Here is a 16,808-nt window from a genome sequence, read left to right as displayed (position 1 = left end):
TATAAGGCAATTAATACATGGTCTAAGCTACCTTTATCTTAGATTTACCCAGTAAAATTGAGCTAGTTACAACAGATAATGAGCTAAAAGCCATCGCTAATCCCGCTATTTCCGGACTGAGAACCAAATTAAAACTGGCAAAGAAACCTGCGGCAATTGGAATTCCCAAGATATTATAAATAAACGCCCAAAATAAATTCAATTTTATTCTGTTAAAGGTCTGCTTACTTAATTCTAATGCTTTAGCAACGTCGAGCAAATCATTTTTAACAAGGACAATGCCACCAGAATCAATAGCAATATCTGTCCCAGACCCCATGGCAATACCGACATCAGCTTGTGTTAAAGCGGGAGCATCATTAATTCCATCACCGACAAAGGCAACTTTACCAGAAGCTTGTAATTCTTTGATTTTATTAGCCTTATCTATCGGCAATACATCAGCGATAACTTGCTCGATACCAACTTGCTTGGCAATTGCTTGTGCAACTAACTTGTTATCTCCAGTTAGCATTACCGTTCGTAAGCCTTGTTTTTTCAGCGCGGTGATTGCAGTTTTAGTAGTTGGCTTAGGAGCATCCTGAATAGCAATCACACCAATAACAGACCTGTTAAGTCCCACCAAAACAACTGTCTTAGCTTCTGCTTGCAATCGCTGTATGCTTTTTTCTACTTCAGAATCAATAGTTAAATTCTCGTTACTAAATAGCTTGCTACTGCCAACCAAGACTTTTTCTCCAGCAAGTTCCCCAACAATACCTTGTCCTTCAACCGCCTTAAAATTATCAACTTTAGTAATTTTGGCATTATGCTCTTTGCCACTTGCTAAAATGGCTGCTGCAAGAGGATGTTCAGAAGCTGCTTCTAAACTCGAAGCAATTGCTAAAATCCTGTTTTGATCTTCACCGATAATATCAGTTACTACCGGAGTGCCGTTGGTAATGGTACCAGTCTTATCAAAGACTATTGTATCCAAATTGTTGGCTGCTTCTAATACCTCACCATTTTTAATTAAAATTCCCATTTTGGCACCCTTACCAGTACCAACCATTAGTGCCGTAGGCGTAGCAAGACCTAAAGCACAAGGACAGGCGATTACCATTACTGAAACCGCAAAAATTAGTGCATCAGCAATATTGGCGCCAATCAGCGAATACCAGATAATAAAAGTCGCAATGGCGATTATTAGCACTGTGGGAACAAAAACGTCGGAAACCTTATCGGTTAAATTTTGAATCGGTGCATGGCTATTTTGGGCTTTTTTCACAATGTCAACTATTTGGGATAACATAGTATCGCTGCCGACTTTTTGCGCTTCAAAAATCAGAGTGCCATTAGTATTGATGGTTGAGCCAATTACCTTGTCACCTATTTTCTTTTGCACGGGCATACTTTCACCTGTGACCATTGATTCATCAATCGTTGAACTGCCAGAAGAAACTACGCCGTCTACCGGGATTTTTTGTCCAGGCTTAACTTGGACGAAATCTCCCACATTGACTTCATCAATTGGCACTTTGACAAAAGCTCCGTTCCTTCTTACCAATGCATCCTTCGCTTGCAAACCTACTAGCTTGTCAATCGCGTTAGAAGCGTTATCGCGCATCTTTTCTTCTAGAACTTGTCCTAGCAAAACAAATGTTATCACAAACGCTGCACTCTCAAAGAAGACACTTTTACCTGTCACCATTGCATAAACGCTGTATAAATAAGCCGTTAAAGTACCAAGCGCAACCAGTGTATCCATATTGGCATGGTGCTTGCTGAATGATGCCCAAGCAGACTGAACAAATGGCCTAGCCGAAATTAGCATAATAATTGTAGTTAAAACGCACATGGCCCATTCCGGTAACATCCAGCCTGTAAAAGGTTCTACAAGCATTGATACTAGCATTGGCAACGATAATATTAATGAAATCCAAAAACGAGTTTTAAGCTTCATTACTCAACCACGACTTTGCCAAAAAACATCTCCATACCACAACTAAAATCATAATTCCCCGATTTTAAAGGCTGCAGATTAACCGTAACTGGCTGATTAAGCGGTAATTCAGCAGAAAAAGCTAGCGTAGTAGAATTCACGTGATTTAAACAGCCTTGATCACTAGTTCTGATAAAAATAAGTTGTGCAGGAAAGCCTTCTTTTAAACTAACAACATCAGGTTTAAAGCCACCATCAACAATTACTTTGGCTTGATTTTGCTCCATCTTAATTACCTCCAAACTATTTCACGATCAGCGTGCCATGAAACATGTTCATACCACACTGCCAGCTATATTCACCTGGCTTACTGGTATCAATCTTTATCTGTTCTGCTTTACCCTGCGGCAACTCTTGATTAATCCCAAAGTCAGGGAAAATCACATGATCGAGACAGCTCGACGAATCACTTCTTGTAAAGTTGAGCGTTGCTGGTACGCCCTGTTGCAAGATTATCTTTTCTGGTGAGTATCCACCTTTAACTTCAATATTAATTTTTTGTTTTGCAGAAGCTATCGTTGCTTGCTCAGTTTGCACATCATGTTTACCAAAAAACCACCAAACAATAAAGCCGATTAATATTAATCCAATAATTGCTACACTGATCCTCATAATTATTCTCCCAAATCACTGTCTACACTTGTAAACTTATATTTATGATACCACATGATTTACATTTGTAAACATTACTGCAACTTTTTTGGCTCAAATTATACAAAAAAACAGGCTGATTGCCTGGTTTCTTGCGATACTCAGTTAATTTATGTAAGCCAGCCAAATGATGAAAGTCACTAGCATCAAAAAGAATAGTGACAGATTCACTTTTTCCTTTATGTCCTAGTATCATTTTGATTTTTTTATCAATTAGCTTTTCATACTCTCTTGCAGCTGTTATTAATAAGTCCTTTTCAGATTTTTCAACCATCATTTATTTTCTCTCAAAAAAATAGGAACTCCTAAGAGTTCCTAAAATTATTCACAATGAGTGTTTTCTATTGGCTCGAGGTGTTCACACACAACCCTTCAAAGACTCCTTGAGAAAGTGCAACTAAGTCCAATTCACCTAACTCAGATCTACATCTAACAGATACTCTAGTTATCTGCTTTCAAAAGTTATGTTACATGACTTTTGAAATATAAAGCAAGTATTATTAACCATCAAAATTTCTTGGATAATACGGCTTTATTGCAACAATTTGCTGCTTAATAATTCAGTAAATTTCTGAATCTGCTGCTCATTTCTTTTATAATGCGTCCATTTACCTACTCTCGTTGAAATAACCAGATTCGCTCTTTCCAAAGTTGCCATATAAGAAGAAACAGTAGACTGTGCCAAATTTACCTTTTCTTGAATTTGTGTTACACAAACACCAACAGTATCTGGGTCAGCAATTGCCTGCTCAATTGGAAAATAGCGTCGTGGTTCTTGTAGATAAATCAAGATTTTTAGCCGTATTGGATTACTTAAGGCCTTTAAGAATTGCGTAAGCTCATTTATTTGCTCTTCACTAATGTTTTTTTGCGCCATTGCCATTATAAAACCTCTCTGTTACATGTTTTATCCCCTCTCTAGTATAAATGATTTTTCGCTTGCTGTGAAAGAACAAATCATTTTACTTTTTATTCAAAAATACCGAAATAGTTAAAATAATTAATGCACCAATATTAAGAATTACACCAACACCCAAAGGTGACGCTGCGCCAAAGCCAGCCTCTATTGTTAATCCACCTAACCAGGCACCAACAGCATTACCAACATTTAAAGCAGCAATATTAACACCTGATCCTAACGTTGGAGCTTCAGCAGCATAATTCATCAAACGTGTTTGTAAACCCGGAGCAGTTGCGTAGCCAATTAAACCCCACAAAAACATACAAATAATGGTTAATATTTGATTATGAATGATCACAAAAAGAATACTTAGGACTACAACCATACCCAAAATAATACTCAATAAGGCTTGATCAAGATTATGATCAGCCGCTTTCCCACCGATAAAATTACCAATTAAAGTTCCAACACCAAATACTAATAGTATCCAAGGAACCTCCGAAGTTTGAAAATGAGTTTCTTTAGTTAAAATAAAAGCAACGTAAGAGTATGGTCCAACCAGTCCACCAAAGGTTAGAATGCTAACCAAAGTTGACAACCAAACTTGTGGCTTACGGAAAATAATAATTTCCTGGCTAAGTTGCAAATCTTTTTCTGTTGTCACAGTTACCTGAATAAAGAAAGTGATGCCAATAAAAGTTAAAACTCCAATTAAAGTAATCGCCCAAAAAGTTATCCGCCAACCAGCAGCTTGTCCCAAAAAAGTACCTAATGGCGTACCAACAACATTTGAAACAGTCAATCCAGCAAACATTATAGCGATTGCACTAGACTTTTTGTTTTCAGGAACCAAAGCAGCAGCTACGACTGAACCTACACTAAAAAAAGCACCATGACATAAAGCCGCAATAATTCGACCAATTAGCAACATTAAATAATTAGCCGATAATGCCGAAAGCGCATTGCCAATGATAAAAAGTATAATTAACCCTAAAAGCAATTTTTTACGTTCGGTTTTTCGAAAAATTAAGGGAATCAAAATAGCACCAACTGCAACTGCCAAAGCATATCCAGAAACCAAATACCCAGCTAAGCTTTCGCTAATTGAAAAACTTTCAGCAATATTGGGTAACAATCCCATAATTCCCAGTTCAGCTAGACCTATACCAAAACCGCCTAGCCCTAACGTTAAAAGTCCTACTGTATTTTCAGACTTTTTATAATTTAAAAACATTTTATTTAGCCCTCCTTCTAATTTATATATCGAATTATATAGATATATAAATATGAAGTCAAACAGATTTTTTATAATTACTCACAGTTACACAAAAATAGCGAGCATAAAGCCTGCCATTTCAGCATATGTCTTACTCAAAAATATCTATTATTAAACAAAATCAACCTTAACTTATCTTCGAAAAATGTTGATAAATCAAGGTTGATTACTTTGAATTTCTCTTAAAAATGCTGATTACCCAGTAGCTTATTAGCATTAGCAGTCAAATTATCTAACAAAAGTTGTAAGGCTTGTAGTAAACTTCTTTTTTTATTTTCCTCACAAATACTTTACGCTAACGAAACTGCTAAAGCGCAAAGAATTATGCAAGTAGATCAACGGGTTAAAGCCAAGAGCTTACCGTACTATGAAGAGTTGCAGGCTGAGTTTGGAGAAGCAGCCAAGCCCCATTATTGGAATCAAGGAATCATTAATGGTGGACAATTAATTGAATTACCAGAGCAAATAATTTAAAAAAGCAAAAACTACGAAAAGCAGCAGGTAAAGGCTAAGAGTTTATTACCCACAAAAAGTTGACACTAACCCAAAAAATTATTAAATTGCCTACTCTTTAGGATCATGCTATAATATTGTTGTAAACAAAAAGGAAGCCCTATTGGCATTAAGACTTCCTGAACATGGGTTTCCGCATAAAAAGCGGTGACTTAACAATTATTACAACTAATAACCGCCAGCCATCGAACTAGAGCGGTTATTTTTTCGCTTTAAATTTCTTTAAAGCAGCCTTTAGCTTGTTCAAAGCGTTAACTATCTTGATAATTTCAGTAATAAGCAGATTTAATTGCTTAACTACTGTCGCCAATACCAAAATAATTATTGCAATGGTTAGACCAAAGGCAATAACAATATCCATGTGGATACTTGACTAATCCTTTCTTTAGAAATCTAAGGTTGATAGCTGTTACACCATAGGAACCACTTCCTCAGTCTAGAAATTAGTCACCACTATCTAGCTTTTTGCTCATGTTCACTATTAATTATAACAAAAATTAATTATGAATTTATCGGTAAATTCGTAATTTACATTATTTTCGTGATTACTGATTATTGGATCGATTAGGTCATAGTTTTTGTATCTAATACTTCACAGATCAATATTCATTTAATACTTCACAGATCAATATTCATTTAAAAGAGTTTACAGATATAACCTATGCACAATTTTAAAAAATTTAATCATTCTGAGCTTACTAAAGATAAAATACTATCTAAAATGTACGATAATTATTTAACTCAATTATCTTCAAGAGAAAAGCATGTGTTTAGAATAAATCTCTCTTAAATCAATTTACATATTCCAGCATAAAAAGCGGGTATAAAGCCCACCATTTCAACATATATTCTGCTCCACCATTTCAATTTTGGCACCACATCAATTTTATTGGTGCCATTTTTGGTGCCAAATATCTATTATTAACAAAAATCAACCTTAACTTATCTTCGAAAAACGTTGATAAATCAAGGTTGATTACTTTGAATTACTATTAAAAATGCTGATTGCCAGAATCGAACTGGCGACCTTTTCTTTACGAGGGAAACGCTCTACCAACTGAGCTAAATCAGCAACTCGCAACGTTTAAATTATACCAGAACTAAAAAAGGCGTGCAAATTAAATTACACTCCTTTGCTGATTATTGCCAATCAAGACATAATTCCTGCTCATGCAATAGTTGCGGTAATTGGTCACGATCAATCCGCTTGTCGTTCAGCTTGTCGCCAGTAATTTGCTTAGTAAATGAATCAATGCGGCGATTAGCATCCCGCAAATCATAGTAAGTCGTCACTTCAGCATCATAATCTGCTAAATCACTTACTTTAAAATCGCGTGGATATTCATTTTCAAAGGTAGTAAATTTCAGTGGTAAACGCGGCTTGAGTTGTGGCTGTTGATCAGGTACGCCTACCTGCATTCCTAACGCTGGAAAAGTTAACTTAGGCAAATCCAGAACTTTGAGCATTTCTAACGGGTGGTCGTTAATCGTACCAAGTGGCACCATGCCCAATCCCATGCTCTCTACCGCATTGGCGACATTTTGAAAAGATAACAAAGTATCATCCAATCCCTGAAAGAAAATATCAGTCGTATGCACTCGTCCATCATCTTGTCCCAATTGCTGGCGAATTTGCTGATTACGATATAAATCCACGACAAAGATGAACAAATCACCTTCTGAACCAACATATTGTTGGTTACACAATTGCCGAATTTGCGCTCTCTTATGTTCGTCCGTAATATGCAATAACGAAGCATTTTGCATGAACATGCTGGTCGCTGTATGTTGAAAAACCGTGTATAAAGTAGTTAACTCGTCTACACTTAAAGTTTCAGCCTTAAATTTACGAATTGAACGATGCTCAAGTTGCTGATCGATTGTTTCATTATGAATCATTTACTTACCTCTTTCTCTATTTCTTACTAAAAGTAAGTTTATGGCAAATTTTGCTTAGTGTCAATTAAACCTATTTTGCGAAAAGTTAAACTTTTTTCCTAATAGCTATGGTAAAATTTAACTAAAACCAGATTCTTAATTGGAGGCAATTATGCGTATATTAGTCGTTGGTGGAGCCGGTTATATCGGTTCAATCGCAGTCAAGAAGTTGCTGGCAGCTGGCAATCAAGTAATCGTATTGGATGCTTTATACACCGGTCATCGAAAATCGGTCGATCCTAAAGCCAAGTTTTACCAAGGCGATCTCCAAAATCAGTTCTTAGTCAGCCAAATTTTGCGTAATGAAAAAATTGATGCAGTCATGCACTTTGCCGCATATTCTTTAGTACCAGAGTCTGTAGCAAAGCCGCTCAAATATTATGATAACAACGTTTCTGGCATGATCGCCCTTTTGACAGCAATGAAAGATGCTGATGTTAAGTATCTCGTCTTTTCTTCTAGCGCTGCAACTTATGGTATCCCGCAAAAACTGCCAATTACCGAAGATTCACTGCTGAATCCGATTAATCCTTATGGTGACACCAAGGCCATGATGGAAAAGATTATGCATTGGGCAGACAAGGCTGACGGCATTAAGTCAATTGCCTTGCGCTACTTCAACGTTGCTGGTGCTTTAAGCGATGGCAGTATTGGTGAAGATCACAGCCCAGAAACCCATTTAATTCCAAATATTTTACGCAGTGCAGTTTCAGGTGATGGACAATTTACTATTTTTGGTAATGACTATGACACTCCTGACGGAACTAATGTGCGCGACTATGTCCAAGTTGAAGATTTAATTGATGCTCACTTGTTAGCCTTAAATCACTTAGTCAAAACTAATCAATCAGATGTCTTCAATTTAGGTACAGCACACGGTTATTCTAATTTAGAAATCCTGCAAGCTGCTTGTAGCGTAACTGGCAAAGAAATTCCCTATACCATTGGGCCACGCCGTGCCGGCGATCCAGATTCGCTAGTTGCTGATTCAACTAAGGCTCGCACTATTCTTAACTGGCAGCCTCGTCATGAAAGTGCAACAGAAATTATGACTAGTGCTTGGAAGTGGCACCAAACTCATCCCCAAGGCTATAATGATTAAACAAAAATGACTAGCAAACTGAGCTAGTCATTTTTTATTTCATTAATTATCGTATATAAATCCATATCGTGAAATTGGTTATCATGCTTAAATTCATCTCGTAAAAGTGCCACATGGGTAAAATTCAAACGTTGTGCAACAGCACGACTGGTCGTATTTTTATGATCTGCTAATAAGTTAAGTCTGTGCAAGCCTAATTCATTAAAAGCGATGGCTACTAATTGCCGCACACTTTCAGTCATAATCCCTTTACCCCGATATGACTCGCCTAACCAATAGCCAATTTCCGCACTTTCATTAGTCCAATCAACTTGATGTAAATCTAACATTCCCGCTGGCTGACCAGCAACAGTAATCACCAATTCTAACATTTCATAATTAGCAGTTTTAGTTCTAGTCATTTTGATAAATTCTGCTTCATCTTGCACACTCGACATCGACTTAGCCCAAGGCAGAAAGCGAGCAAGACTAGCACGACTGTCAGCTACTTGTTGATAGATCGCTTCTGCTTGACTGACTTCTGGCAAAACCAGTTGAATTGCTAAATCATTAACCATAAACTCTGTAAGTTTAAACATTTTTAACCTCCTTAACCATTTCTTAATAATACTGATATTTCGGCAAAAAAACAATCTTATTTACCACTATCATTTAATATTAACAGTCCCAGTAAAGCATAAATCATTCAAATTTGCTACAATAATAAGGTGTTATATATTATTTAAGAATAGGAGTAGTTTAATGAGTAAGGAAGATCCTAAAAATAGCACTGGCTATGAGCGTACCCTGACCAATGCACATATTCAATTAATTGCGTTAGGCGGTACCATCGGGACTGGGCTATTTCTCGGTGTGGGTAATAGTATTCAAGCAGCTGGTCCAAGTGTAATTTTAATTTATATTATTGTCGGAATTTTTCTATTTCTATTAATGCGGGCATTAGGCGAATTAATTGTTTCCGATTTATCCAAGCATACCTACATCGATTTCATCGAAAAATATTTAGGTAATGATATTGGCCATATCACAGGTTACCTCTATTGGCTCAGTTGGATTACCTTGGGGATGGCTGAAATGACCGCTTTAGGAATTTACTTTCAGTATTGGTTCCCTCATTTACCTACTTGGATTCCAGGGCTGGTTACTATTGTTGTTTTGCTATTTATTAATCTGCTATCAGCTCGACTATTCGGCAACCTAGAATTTAGTTTTGCCATTATTAAAATTGTGACGATTATCGCTTTTGTATTACTAGTTGGCTTTTTACTAATAAAAGGCGATCAAACCAGCTTTGGCCCAGTCGCACTTGATAATCTAGTCAAACATGGTGGCTTTTTTGCTAAAGGCAGTTCTGGCTTCTGGTCAGGATTTCAAATGGTGATTTTTAGTTTTGTCGGCGTAGAATTAGTTGGTTTAACCGCTGCTGAAGCTCAAAATCCACAAACCACAATTAAAAAAGCAATTAATGAGGTACCACTAAGAATCATTTTATTCTACGTGCTAGCTATTGTCGCTATCCTAGTAGTCATCCCTTGGAATAAGGTAGCCACTAACTCTAGTCCATTCGTCCAGGCGCTTGGAGCAACTGGAATTCGGAACGCTGGATCAATTATTAACTTCGTGGTTATCTCTGCCGCGGTTTCTTCAACCAACAGTATTTTATATAGTGCGGGACGCATCCTGTTTTCAGTCTCATTTGATGGTAAAGGAAAATGGAGTCAGACCTTTGGCCATTTGCGCAGACAACTACCACAAAACGCATTGATGCTATCTGCCTGCCTAATGGCAATAGCACCAATTATTATCGTTGTAATTGGTGATCAAGCGTTTAGCTTTATTTCATCAACTTCAACAAGTATGTTTTTAATCATTTGGTGTTTGATGCTTTTAACTCACATTGCTTACCGTAAAAATACAGCTCCTGATCAGCTAACTGAATTTCAGATGCCGGGATTCCCATACCTTGATTACGCAACTATTTTATTCTTTGTCTCAATGATTGTTTTACTGCTTATCCTACCAGACAATCGTGTTTCAATGATTGCCGCGATCGTGTTATTTGCAGTTTTAGCTGCTAGCACTAAAATATTTCGTACAAAACAAAATTAATTAAAAAAACACCTCCTTAACTATCAAAATTAAGGAGGTATTTTTATGCTCTATTTAGTAAAATTAGCTTTGATTTTTTGCCATAAAGTTAATGACTTGCGCATTTTATCAGCCGGAAAATGATTACGAATTGCATGTAGCGTCTGTTTATTTTTTCGCGTTGAAAAAATAAACGTTCCATTACTTTTAGTCCGTAATTCAAATCGCGGAATATAATGTCCACCAAAATGAACATCTGCCACAACATAGGTGATTTCATCCCACGGTATCTGGACATAATCTTCAAGATGACGGTCATTATAGAATTCAAAAGCATGATCGCCAATCATTACCTTGCCATAAGTCGCGACGCCCCGAAACCAAGTCGCGCTAATCGATAACTCACTTACGGCATTACTCGATTTAACCATATAAAATTAAAGAACGTGCAAAACATGCAGGACAACCCCAACAATGAAAATCGCAATGATGATCACAATTGGTGAAATCTTCTTCTTGAGTAACCACATACAGAAGAATGTCAGCAATAATCCGGCTAATCCCGGAATTAAGCTATCAAGATTCTGTTGCAGCGTCGTCGTCTTAAAATTAGTTAACGACAATCCTTGTTGCTGTTGCAACAACGCCTGTTGAATTCCTTTAGCTCCTGCTGGTAAGGACCCCCAATCAATGTAGCCACCTTTTTGTACAGGTGTCTTAGAAACAATTGGCGTGAAGTTAATATTAACCCAACGTTCAATTAACGAACCAAGGACAAACATCCCCATCATTGACGCGCCACGGGTTACCTTTTGCAGCAATCCACCAGATACATCGTTAGTAATTGCTGAACCAGCTTTATAACCAAATTCTTGCGTATACCACATGAATGCTAAGCGCACTACGTTCCAAATTACGAAGAATAAGATTGGTCCCAAGATATTACCTTGAATCGCCATCGATGCACCAAGTGCGCCAACAATTGGCCGAACCGTGTACCAAAAGACTGGGTCACCAACACCAGCTAAAGGTCCCATCATTCCGACCTTCACACCTTGAATCGCCTCATCTTCAACTTCAGCCCCATTAGCCTTATCCTCTTCTAGCGCTAAGGTAACTCCTAGAATCGGGGAAGCTAGATACGGGTGCACGTTAAAGAAGACTAGGTGCCGCTCTAAAGCTTCTGCTAATTCATCTTTTTTCGGATATAACTTTCTTAATGCTGGAATCATCGAATAGACAAAACCACCATTTTGCATTCTTTCATAGTTCCAAGAAGCCTGCAAAAATTGCGAGTGCCACATAACTTTGAAGCGGTCGGCCTTGGTCAATGTTATTTTTTTATCAGCCATTATAAAATCCTCCTCTTAATATCACTTTAATAGTCATCAATAATATCGCCGAGTGGATCACCAGTATCGCTTGCTTGCGAATTAGTACCACCATTGCCGCCTTTTGATTCAAGTGCCAGATACATAATCGCCATCGCTAGACCAATTGCGCCTAGAGCAATCAAGGTTAAGTCCTTGATTGCTGCTAATGCAAAACCAATAGCAAAGAATGGCCATACTTCTTTAGAAGCCATCATGTTGATAACCATTGCATAACCAACAGCCACCACCATGGCACCACCGATTGACATTCCATCACTTAACCATTTTGGCATTAATCCAAGCCAATACTGCACAGTCGAAGTTGGAATTAATAGTAGTAAGCCAGCCGGAATAGCAATTCTTAATCCTTGTAAACAAACATCAATCCATTGCCACATATTAATCTTGCGCCAATGACCCTTTTTAGCTTCTGCATCCATAATATGGACAATCCCTGTGGAAATAGTCCGTACGATCATGGTTAAAAATAACCCAGCAACAGCTAACGGCATCGCAATTCCCGTGGCCATCCCGATACCATCAGTACCTTTGCCACTTTGAACTAAAATAATTGCCGATGCTACTGAAGCTAGCGCTGCATCTGGTGCAACCGCCGCACCAATATTAGCCCAACCTAAAGCAATCATTTGTAAATGCCCACCAAGAATAATCCCTAAGTCAAGGTGTCCAGTTACCAAACCGATTAATGTACAAGCCACCAATGGTTGGTGAAACTCCCATTGGTCCAAGATTCCTTCCATCCCTGCGAGAAAGGCAATTAGAACCACTAAAATCATTTGAATAGCGTTCATTTTTTCGCTCTCCTTTTATTTATTCTTTTGCTCATTAAGTAAATTCTGTGCCTTATTGAGAATTGGTTCTAAAGCACCCGTCTTATCAGTTGGTACCTTCCGCACATCAAACTTAACACCCAATTTTTCAAGTTCGTGGAAAGTATCCACGTCTTTTTGATTCATTGATAACACATTATTCGCATTAACATCGCCTGGTGCATACGACATCGAACCCACATTGACCGTTTCGATCTCAACACCGGCTTTAATTACTGCTAAAACATCTTCAGGATTTTCAAACAATAGCAAAGCATTAGTATCACCAAAACGTGGGTCTTTAGCAATTTCAACCATTTTAGCTAGTGGAACTGTATGTGCCTTAACACCGGCAGGCGCTGCCTCACGAATCATACTTTTGCGCATTTCGTCTTTGGCAACACTATCTGAAACCACGATCACCCGATCAGGATGCATCGTCGGAATCCAGCCCGTAGCTACCTGACCATGCAATAACCTTGAATCAATTCGTGCTAACACAATCTTAATTTTACCGTCACCAACAACAGTACCTTCAGGAATTGCTTGTTTAGCTATGCTTTCCTTTGGTGCTGCTTGTTTTTGGCTGTTTTGCGGCATCAAGTCAACTGGCTTAGTTTTAACACCATCTTTAGCCGGTTCCACAATTGCAGTCGCGATTTCATGCGCCGAAGCATCCGGATTAGTCAAACGCTGCGTTAAAGCTTCAACAACCATTGGTAAATTCATTCCAGCAACTGCTGCCCAATTAGGATGTTTTTCAAGTAACCCATTAGCCTGATTAAAGGGGGTTCCTCCCCAAAGATCAACTAAAAACAGTACATCCGTACACTCTTTAAATGAAGCTACAGCCTGCTCCATCTTATTGCGAATATCATCTGGCCCTTCTTCAGGTGTCAAAATGACATGGGCAAAATTTTCTTGTCCGCCAAACAGCATCTGCGCAGATTGCGCGATCCCATCAGCGAACCCACCATGGCTGGCTAATATAATTCCCACCATGCGAATTCCCCCTTTTAAAATAAATGTATCCGCTCCAATTATACCATACAAGTAGAGTTAATAAATAACTTATCCACAGTAAATACCCGTCAAAACTCAATGATATCAACAAAATAGTTTTTGCTGTGGATAAAATAAAAAGCTCATGAAAGTCTAATAGTTTCATGAGCTAAGCTTTAAAAATATTTTATAAGTTGTGCCTGATTAAGTTATTTTTTGGTAAGCACCGTGACAGCCTCAACATGAGGAGTCTGTGGAAACATATCAACTGGATCGATTCGATTAAAATCATATCCTTGCTTTTGGAATTCTTGTAAATCCCGCACCATAGTTGCAGGATTACAAGAAATATAGACAATCTTTTGCGGACCGGTCTTAACTGCGGCTTCAATAAACTCCGGTGTCAGGCCTTTTCTTGGTGGATCAACAAAAATTACATCACTTGTAATTCCTTTTTTAGCCCAACGCGGCATTAGTTCTTCAGCTTTACCAGCAAAATATTTGGCATTATGAATATCATTTAATTCAGCGTTATTATTAGCATCTTTAACAGCATCACGCACTACTTCGATTCCGCGGACACTTTTAACATGCTTAGCAACGCTCAGACCAATTGTACCGATTCCAGAGTACGCATCAATAACAACATCTGTTGGCTTAAGTTGCGCTTGCTTAATGGCCAAATCATACAATCTTGGTGTCTGCTTAGAATTGATTTGGAAGAAACTTTCAGGTGAAATTTTAAATTCAACTTCACCTATGCGATCTGTAATTTGCGGTAAACCAAACACTAAATAATCCGTTTTACCCAAAATAACGTTAGTTTTCTTAGGATTATGATTCAGTACCAAACTAGTGACACCGGCAATCTGTTTAATTTCTTCTGCTACTTGCGGTAATTGTGCAAAATCTTTATCTAAGCAAACTAAAATTACCATGATTTCGCCAGTTGCCTGACTGCGACGTACATCAAGATAACGTACTTCACCGCTATTGTGCACCTCATCATAAGCTGGAACTTTGTTCTCCCGCAAAATATCCCTTACTTTAACTAAAACTCGGTCAATTTCTGGATCAGTAGTAAAGAAATTAGTTAGTGGGACTAAATCATGGGAATGTTTTCTAAAAAAGCCAATCTCAAGCTGTCCATTGACCATTCTCACTGGAACTTGGGCCTTATTACGATAACCAGTTTGATCAGGACTTGGCACCGTTTGACCAACTTCAACTTGGTCTAAGTGAGCCTTTTTGAGTAAATTTACTACCTGCTCACGTTTAAATTCAAGCTGCTGATCATAACTAAGATGGGCTAGTGAGGCTAGACCTGTTTGCACCCATTGGTTGAGTTCAATTTCAACTCGATTGGGACTCTTCTTAATAATTTTTTCAATCTTAGCAAAGGCAAAGCGCTTCTTAACTTTTAGCACCTTTGCACTAACTACTTCACCTGGCAAAGCATTAGTTACAAAAACTGTCATGCCTTCATAATGTGCAACACCCATTGCTTCGTATGACAAATCGGTAATTTCTAATTCAATAATTTGATTTTTTTCCATCTTCGGTCCTTTTTTACAAACACTATTTATAATTATATTTTACTAGGGACAATTATTTTAAACAATAATAACAAATAAAAAGCCAAGTAACATCATGATCTGATCCTACTTAGCCTCAAAATCAACAATTATTCTTCTGTTTTACGTCCTTTATAGAGAAAATTAAACACAAACGAAACAATAATCGCAATAAAGGAAATAACGTAGACACCTTTTAAAGCACTAAACAATACTTGCCGTAGTTGTGGAACTAAGTTAGCTGCTAATTCCTTGGCTTTAGCTGAAGAAACAATTTTATTCATCATTCCCTGTGTTAACTTGGGATAATGACGTAATTGATCAGCAACTACCGTATTAAAGGCAATTCCGTAAATAGAAACTAACATGGTCTGTCCTAAATATTTCATCAATGTATTAAAAGAAGTAGCAACCCCAACGTTTTCAGCATCAACTAAAACCTGCGAACGAACTTGTGCAGCCGTTATTATTGAACCAAAGCCAAAACCATTTAACGTTGCAATTACGCAAAAGACCCAAAATGGAGTATGTAGAGGAACTATTAATAACAACACATCAGCAACTAATAGTAGGCTCAATAAGCCAAAGAAGGTATTACGAACTCCCCAACGGCTGAGCATACCACCAATAAAGAATGAGCCAACGACCCACATAATTGAACTTGGTGTTACTGCAAAGCCAGCAATTGTGGCACTAGTCCCCAAAATTCCTTGCATCCAGGTTGGAATATAAAATTCAAAACCAATAACAATTCCAGCGATAAATAAGGTAATTAAGTTTACTGCTAAAAATTCCTTATTCTTTAGCATTGACAACGGCATAATTGGATCTGCTGCGCGCTTTTCTGCATGATAAAAGGCAACTGCACTAATCCCAATTAAAATAATCAGCAAACCAATTATTACAGGCTTTAACGTCCCTAATTCTTGCAAAGTAAACATTAAAGTCAACAGCAAAACCGTTAACCAGCATGTTCCCTGCAAGTCTAATTTGGCACTCTTCTTTTCTTTTGGCTCTTTCAAAAAAATGACTACTAATGCCAAAGCAATCAACCCAATCGGAACATTAATATAGAAAATCCAATGCCACGACAAGTTTTGCACAATAAATCCACCCAGCAGTGGCGCAATAACTGATGCAACGCCCCAAAAGCCAGAATTTAATCCCAACATTTTAGTCCGTTTTTCTAAAGTATACATATCGGCAATGATAGTCATGGCAACAGGCTGAACGGCACCTGAACCAAGTCCTTGAATAACCCGAAATAAGATTAATTCGATCATATTATTGGCTTGACCACAAAGTGCAGAACCAATAACAAATAAAGCAATTCCAAATAAAAAAACTGGCTTACGGCCAATGCTATCCGCCAGTTTTCCATATAAAGGAGTTGATACAGCCGTCATAAATAGAAAAATTGAAACAACCCAATTCATTATTTCTAAACCATTTAAATCAGAAACAATTGTTGGCATAGCAGTTGACACAATTGTCCCTTCAATTGCAGTCATAAAAGTTGTCATAAAAATCGCAATTGTAACTATTGGTACATTGGTTTTTTTCATATTTACTCCTCTTC

18 protein-coding genes and 1 tRNA gene are annotated in these 16,808 nt (G+C 37.7%); 3 read left to right on the top strand and 16 right to left on the bottom strand.

Annotated elements, in window-relative coordinates; all coding sequences use genetic code 11:
* Positions 1-22: 22 nt before the first annotated feature.
* From OZX56_RS01460 to OZX56_RS01435, 6 genes are all read right to left on the bottom strand, one after another.
* Positions 23-1,942, bottom strand: coding sequence for a copper-translocating P-type ATPase (locus tag OZX56_RS01460; protein WP_277139920.1), 1,920 nt, complete (start codon positions 1,940-1,942; stop codon positions 23-25).
* A complete protein-coding gene (locus tag OZX56_RS01455) occupies positions 1,942-2,208 on the bottom strand; it encodes a cupredoxin domain-containing protein (RefSeq protein ID WP_277139919.1) in 267 nt (88 codons plus the stop codon). Before OZX56_RS01455 ends, OZX56_RS01460 begins: the two co-directional genes overlap by 1 nt.
* Before the next feature lie 16 nt (positions 2,209-2,224).
* A complete protein-coding gene (locus tag OZX56_RS01450; protein ID WP_277139918.1) occupies positions 2,225-2,593 on the bottom strand; it encodes a cupredoxin domain-containing protein in 369 nt (122 codons plus the stop codon).
* Between the two features lie 22 nt (positions 2,594-2,615).
* Complete coding sequence (locus OZX56_RS01445) at positions 2,616-2,909, bottom strand: PBECR4 domain-containing protein (RefSeq protein WP_277139917.1); 294 nt, start codon at positions 2,907-2,909, stop codon at positions 2,616-2,618.
* 255 nt (positions 2,910-3,164) lie between these two features.
* Positions 3,165-3,515 (bottom strand): metalloregulator ArsR/SmtB family transcription factor, encoded by a 351-nt coding sequence (locus tag OZX56_RS01440; RefSeq protein ID WP_277139916.1) that lies wholly within the window; start codon positions 3,513-3,515, stop codon positions 3,165-3,167.
* 79 nt (positions 3,516-3,594) lie between these two features.
* On the bottom strand, positions 3,595-4,767 hold the full coding sequence (locus tag OZX56_RS01435; protein ID WP_277139915.1) for an MFS transporter: 1,173 nt from the start codon (positions 4,765-4,767) through the stop codon (positions 3,595-3,597).
* A 366-nt stretch (positions 4,768-5,133) separates the two neighbouring features.
* On the opposite strand from OZX56_RS01435, the gene OZX56_RS01430 reads away from it, so the two are divergent.
* The gene (locus tag OZX56_RS01430) at positions 5,134-5,283 is read left to right on the top strand and encodes a hypothetical protein (protein WP_277139914.1); all 150 of its coding nucleotides are present in this window, start codon (positions 5,134-5,136) and stop codon (positions 5,281-5,283) included.
* A gap of 238 nt (positions 5,284-5,521) precedes the next feature.
* On the opposite strand, the gene OZX56_RS01425 is transcribed toward OZX56_RS01430, so the two are convergent.
* From OZX56_RS01425 to OZX56_RS01415, 3 genes are all read right to left on the bottom strand, one after another.
* Positions 5,522-5,683 (bottom strand): hypothetical protein, encoded by a 162-nt coding sequence (locus OZX56_RS01425; RefSeq protein ID WP_277139913.1) that lies wholly within the window; start codon positions 5,681-5,683, stop codon positions 5,522-5,524.
* Between the two features lie 638 nt (positions 5,684-6,321).
* Positions 6,322-6,394: transfer RNA gene (locus OZX56_RS01420), tRNA-Thr, on the bottom strand.
* A gap of 68 nt (positions 6,395-6,462) precedes the next feature.
* The gene (locus OZX56_RS01415; RefSeq protein ID WP_277139912.1) at positions 6,463-7,221 is read right to left on the bottom strand and encodes an NADPH-dependent oxidoreductase; all 759 of its coding nucleotides are present in this window, start codon (positions 7,219-7,221) and stop codon (positions 6,463-6,465) included.
* Positions 7,222-7,372: 151 nt separating this feature from the next.
* Here OZX56_RS01415 and galE point away from each other — a divergent pair, with 151 nt between their 5' ends.
* Positions 7,373-8,362: a UDP-glucose 4-epimerase GalE gene (galE, locus tag OZX56_RS01410; protein WP_277139911.1), complete on the top strand. Its 990-nt coding sequence runs from the start codon at positions 7,373-7,375 to the stop codon at positions 8,360-8,362.
* Positions 8,363-8,385: 23 nt separating this feature from the next.
* Here the strand turns inward: galE and OZX56_RS01405 are convergent, their stop codons facing one another.
* Positions 8,386-8,940, bottom strand: a complete 555-nt coding sequence (locus OZX56_RS01405; RefSeq protein ID WP_277139910.1) for a GNAT family protein — start codon at positions 8,938-8,940, stop codon at positions 8,386-8,388.
* A 163-nt stretch (positions 8,941-9,103) separates the two neighbouring features.
* Between OZX56_RS01405 and OZX56_RS01400 the strand changes: the two genes are divergently transcribed.
* Complete coding sequence (locus tag OZX56_RS01400; RefSeq protein ID WP_277139909.1) at positions 9,104-10,471, top strand: amino acid permease; 1,368 nt, start codon at positions 9,104-9,106, stop codon at positions 10,469-10,471.
* 50 nt (positions 10,472-10,521) lie between these two features.
* On the opposite strand, the gene OZX56_RS01395 is transcribed toward OZX56_RS01400, so the two are convergent.
* The 6 genes from OZX56_RS01395 to OZX56_RS01370 form a co-directional block, all read right to left on the bottom strand.
* Positions 10,522-10,881 carry a DUF956 family protein gene (locus tag OZX56_RS01395; RefSeq protein ID WP_277124846.1) on the bottom strand — a complete coding sequence of 120 codons (360 nt, stop codon included), beginning with the start codon at positions 10,879-10,881 and terminating at the stop codon, positions 10,522-10,524.
* Between the two features lie 6 nt (positions 10,882-10,887).
* Complete coding sequence (locus OZX56_RS01390) at positions 10,888-11,802, bottom strand: PTS system mannose/fructose/sorbose family transporter subunit IID (protein ID WP_277139908.1); 915 nt, start codon at positions 11,800-11,802, stop codon at positions 10,888-10,890.
* Between the two features lie 26 nt (positions 11,803-11,828).
* Entirely contained in the window at positions 11,829-12,635 is an 807-nt protein-coding gene (locus OZX56_RS01385; protein ID WP_277124850.1) for a PTS mannose/fructose/sorbose transporter subunit IIC, read from the bottom strand.
* A gap of 15 nt (positions 12,636-12,650) precedes the next feature.
* Complete coding sequence (locus OZX56_RS01380; protein WP_277139907.1) at positions 12,651-13,655, bottom strand: PTS sugar transporter subunit IIB; 1,005 nt, start codon at positions 13,653-13,655, stop codon at positions 12,651-12,653.
* 209 nt (positions 13,656-13,864) lie between these two features.
* Positions 13,865-15,211 carry a 23S rRNA (uracil(1939)-C(5))-methyltransferase RlmD gene (rlmD, locus tag OZX56_RS01375; RefSeq protein ID WP_277139906.1) on the bottom strand — a complete coding sequence of 449 codons (1,347 nt, stop codon included), beginning with the start codon at positions 15,209-15,211 and terminating at the stop codon, positions 13,865-13,867.
* 128 nt (positions 15,212-15,339) lie between these two features.
* A complete protein-coding gene (locus OZX56_RS01370; protein WP_277124856.1) occupies positions 15,340-16,794 on the bottom strand; it encodes an MDR family MFS transporter in 1,455 nt (484 codons plus the stop codon).
* Positions 16,795-16,808: the final 14 nt, after the last annotated feature.

This window comes from Lactobacillus sp. ESL0684, from assembly GCF_029392675.1.
Lineage (GTDB): Bacteria > Bacillota > Bacilli > Lactobacillales > Lactobacillaceae > Lactobacillus.
Note: the sequence above shows the minus strand (reverse complement) of the source record. Positions and strands in the feature narration are given on the sequence as shown.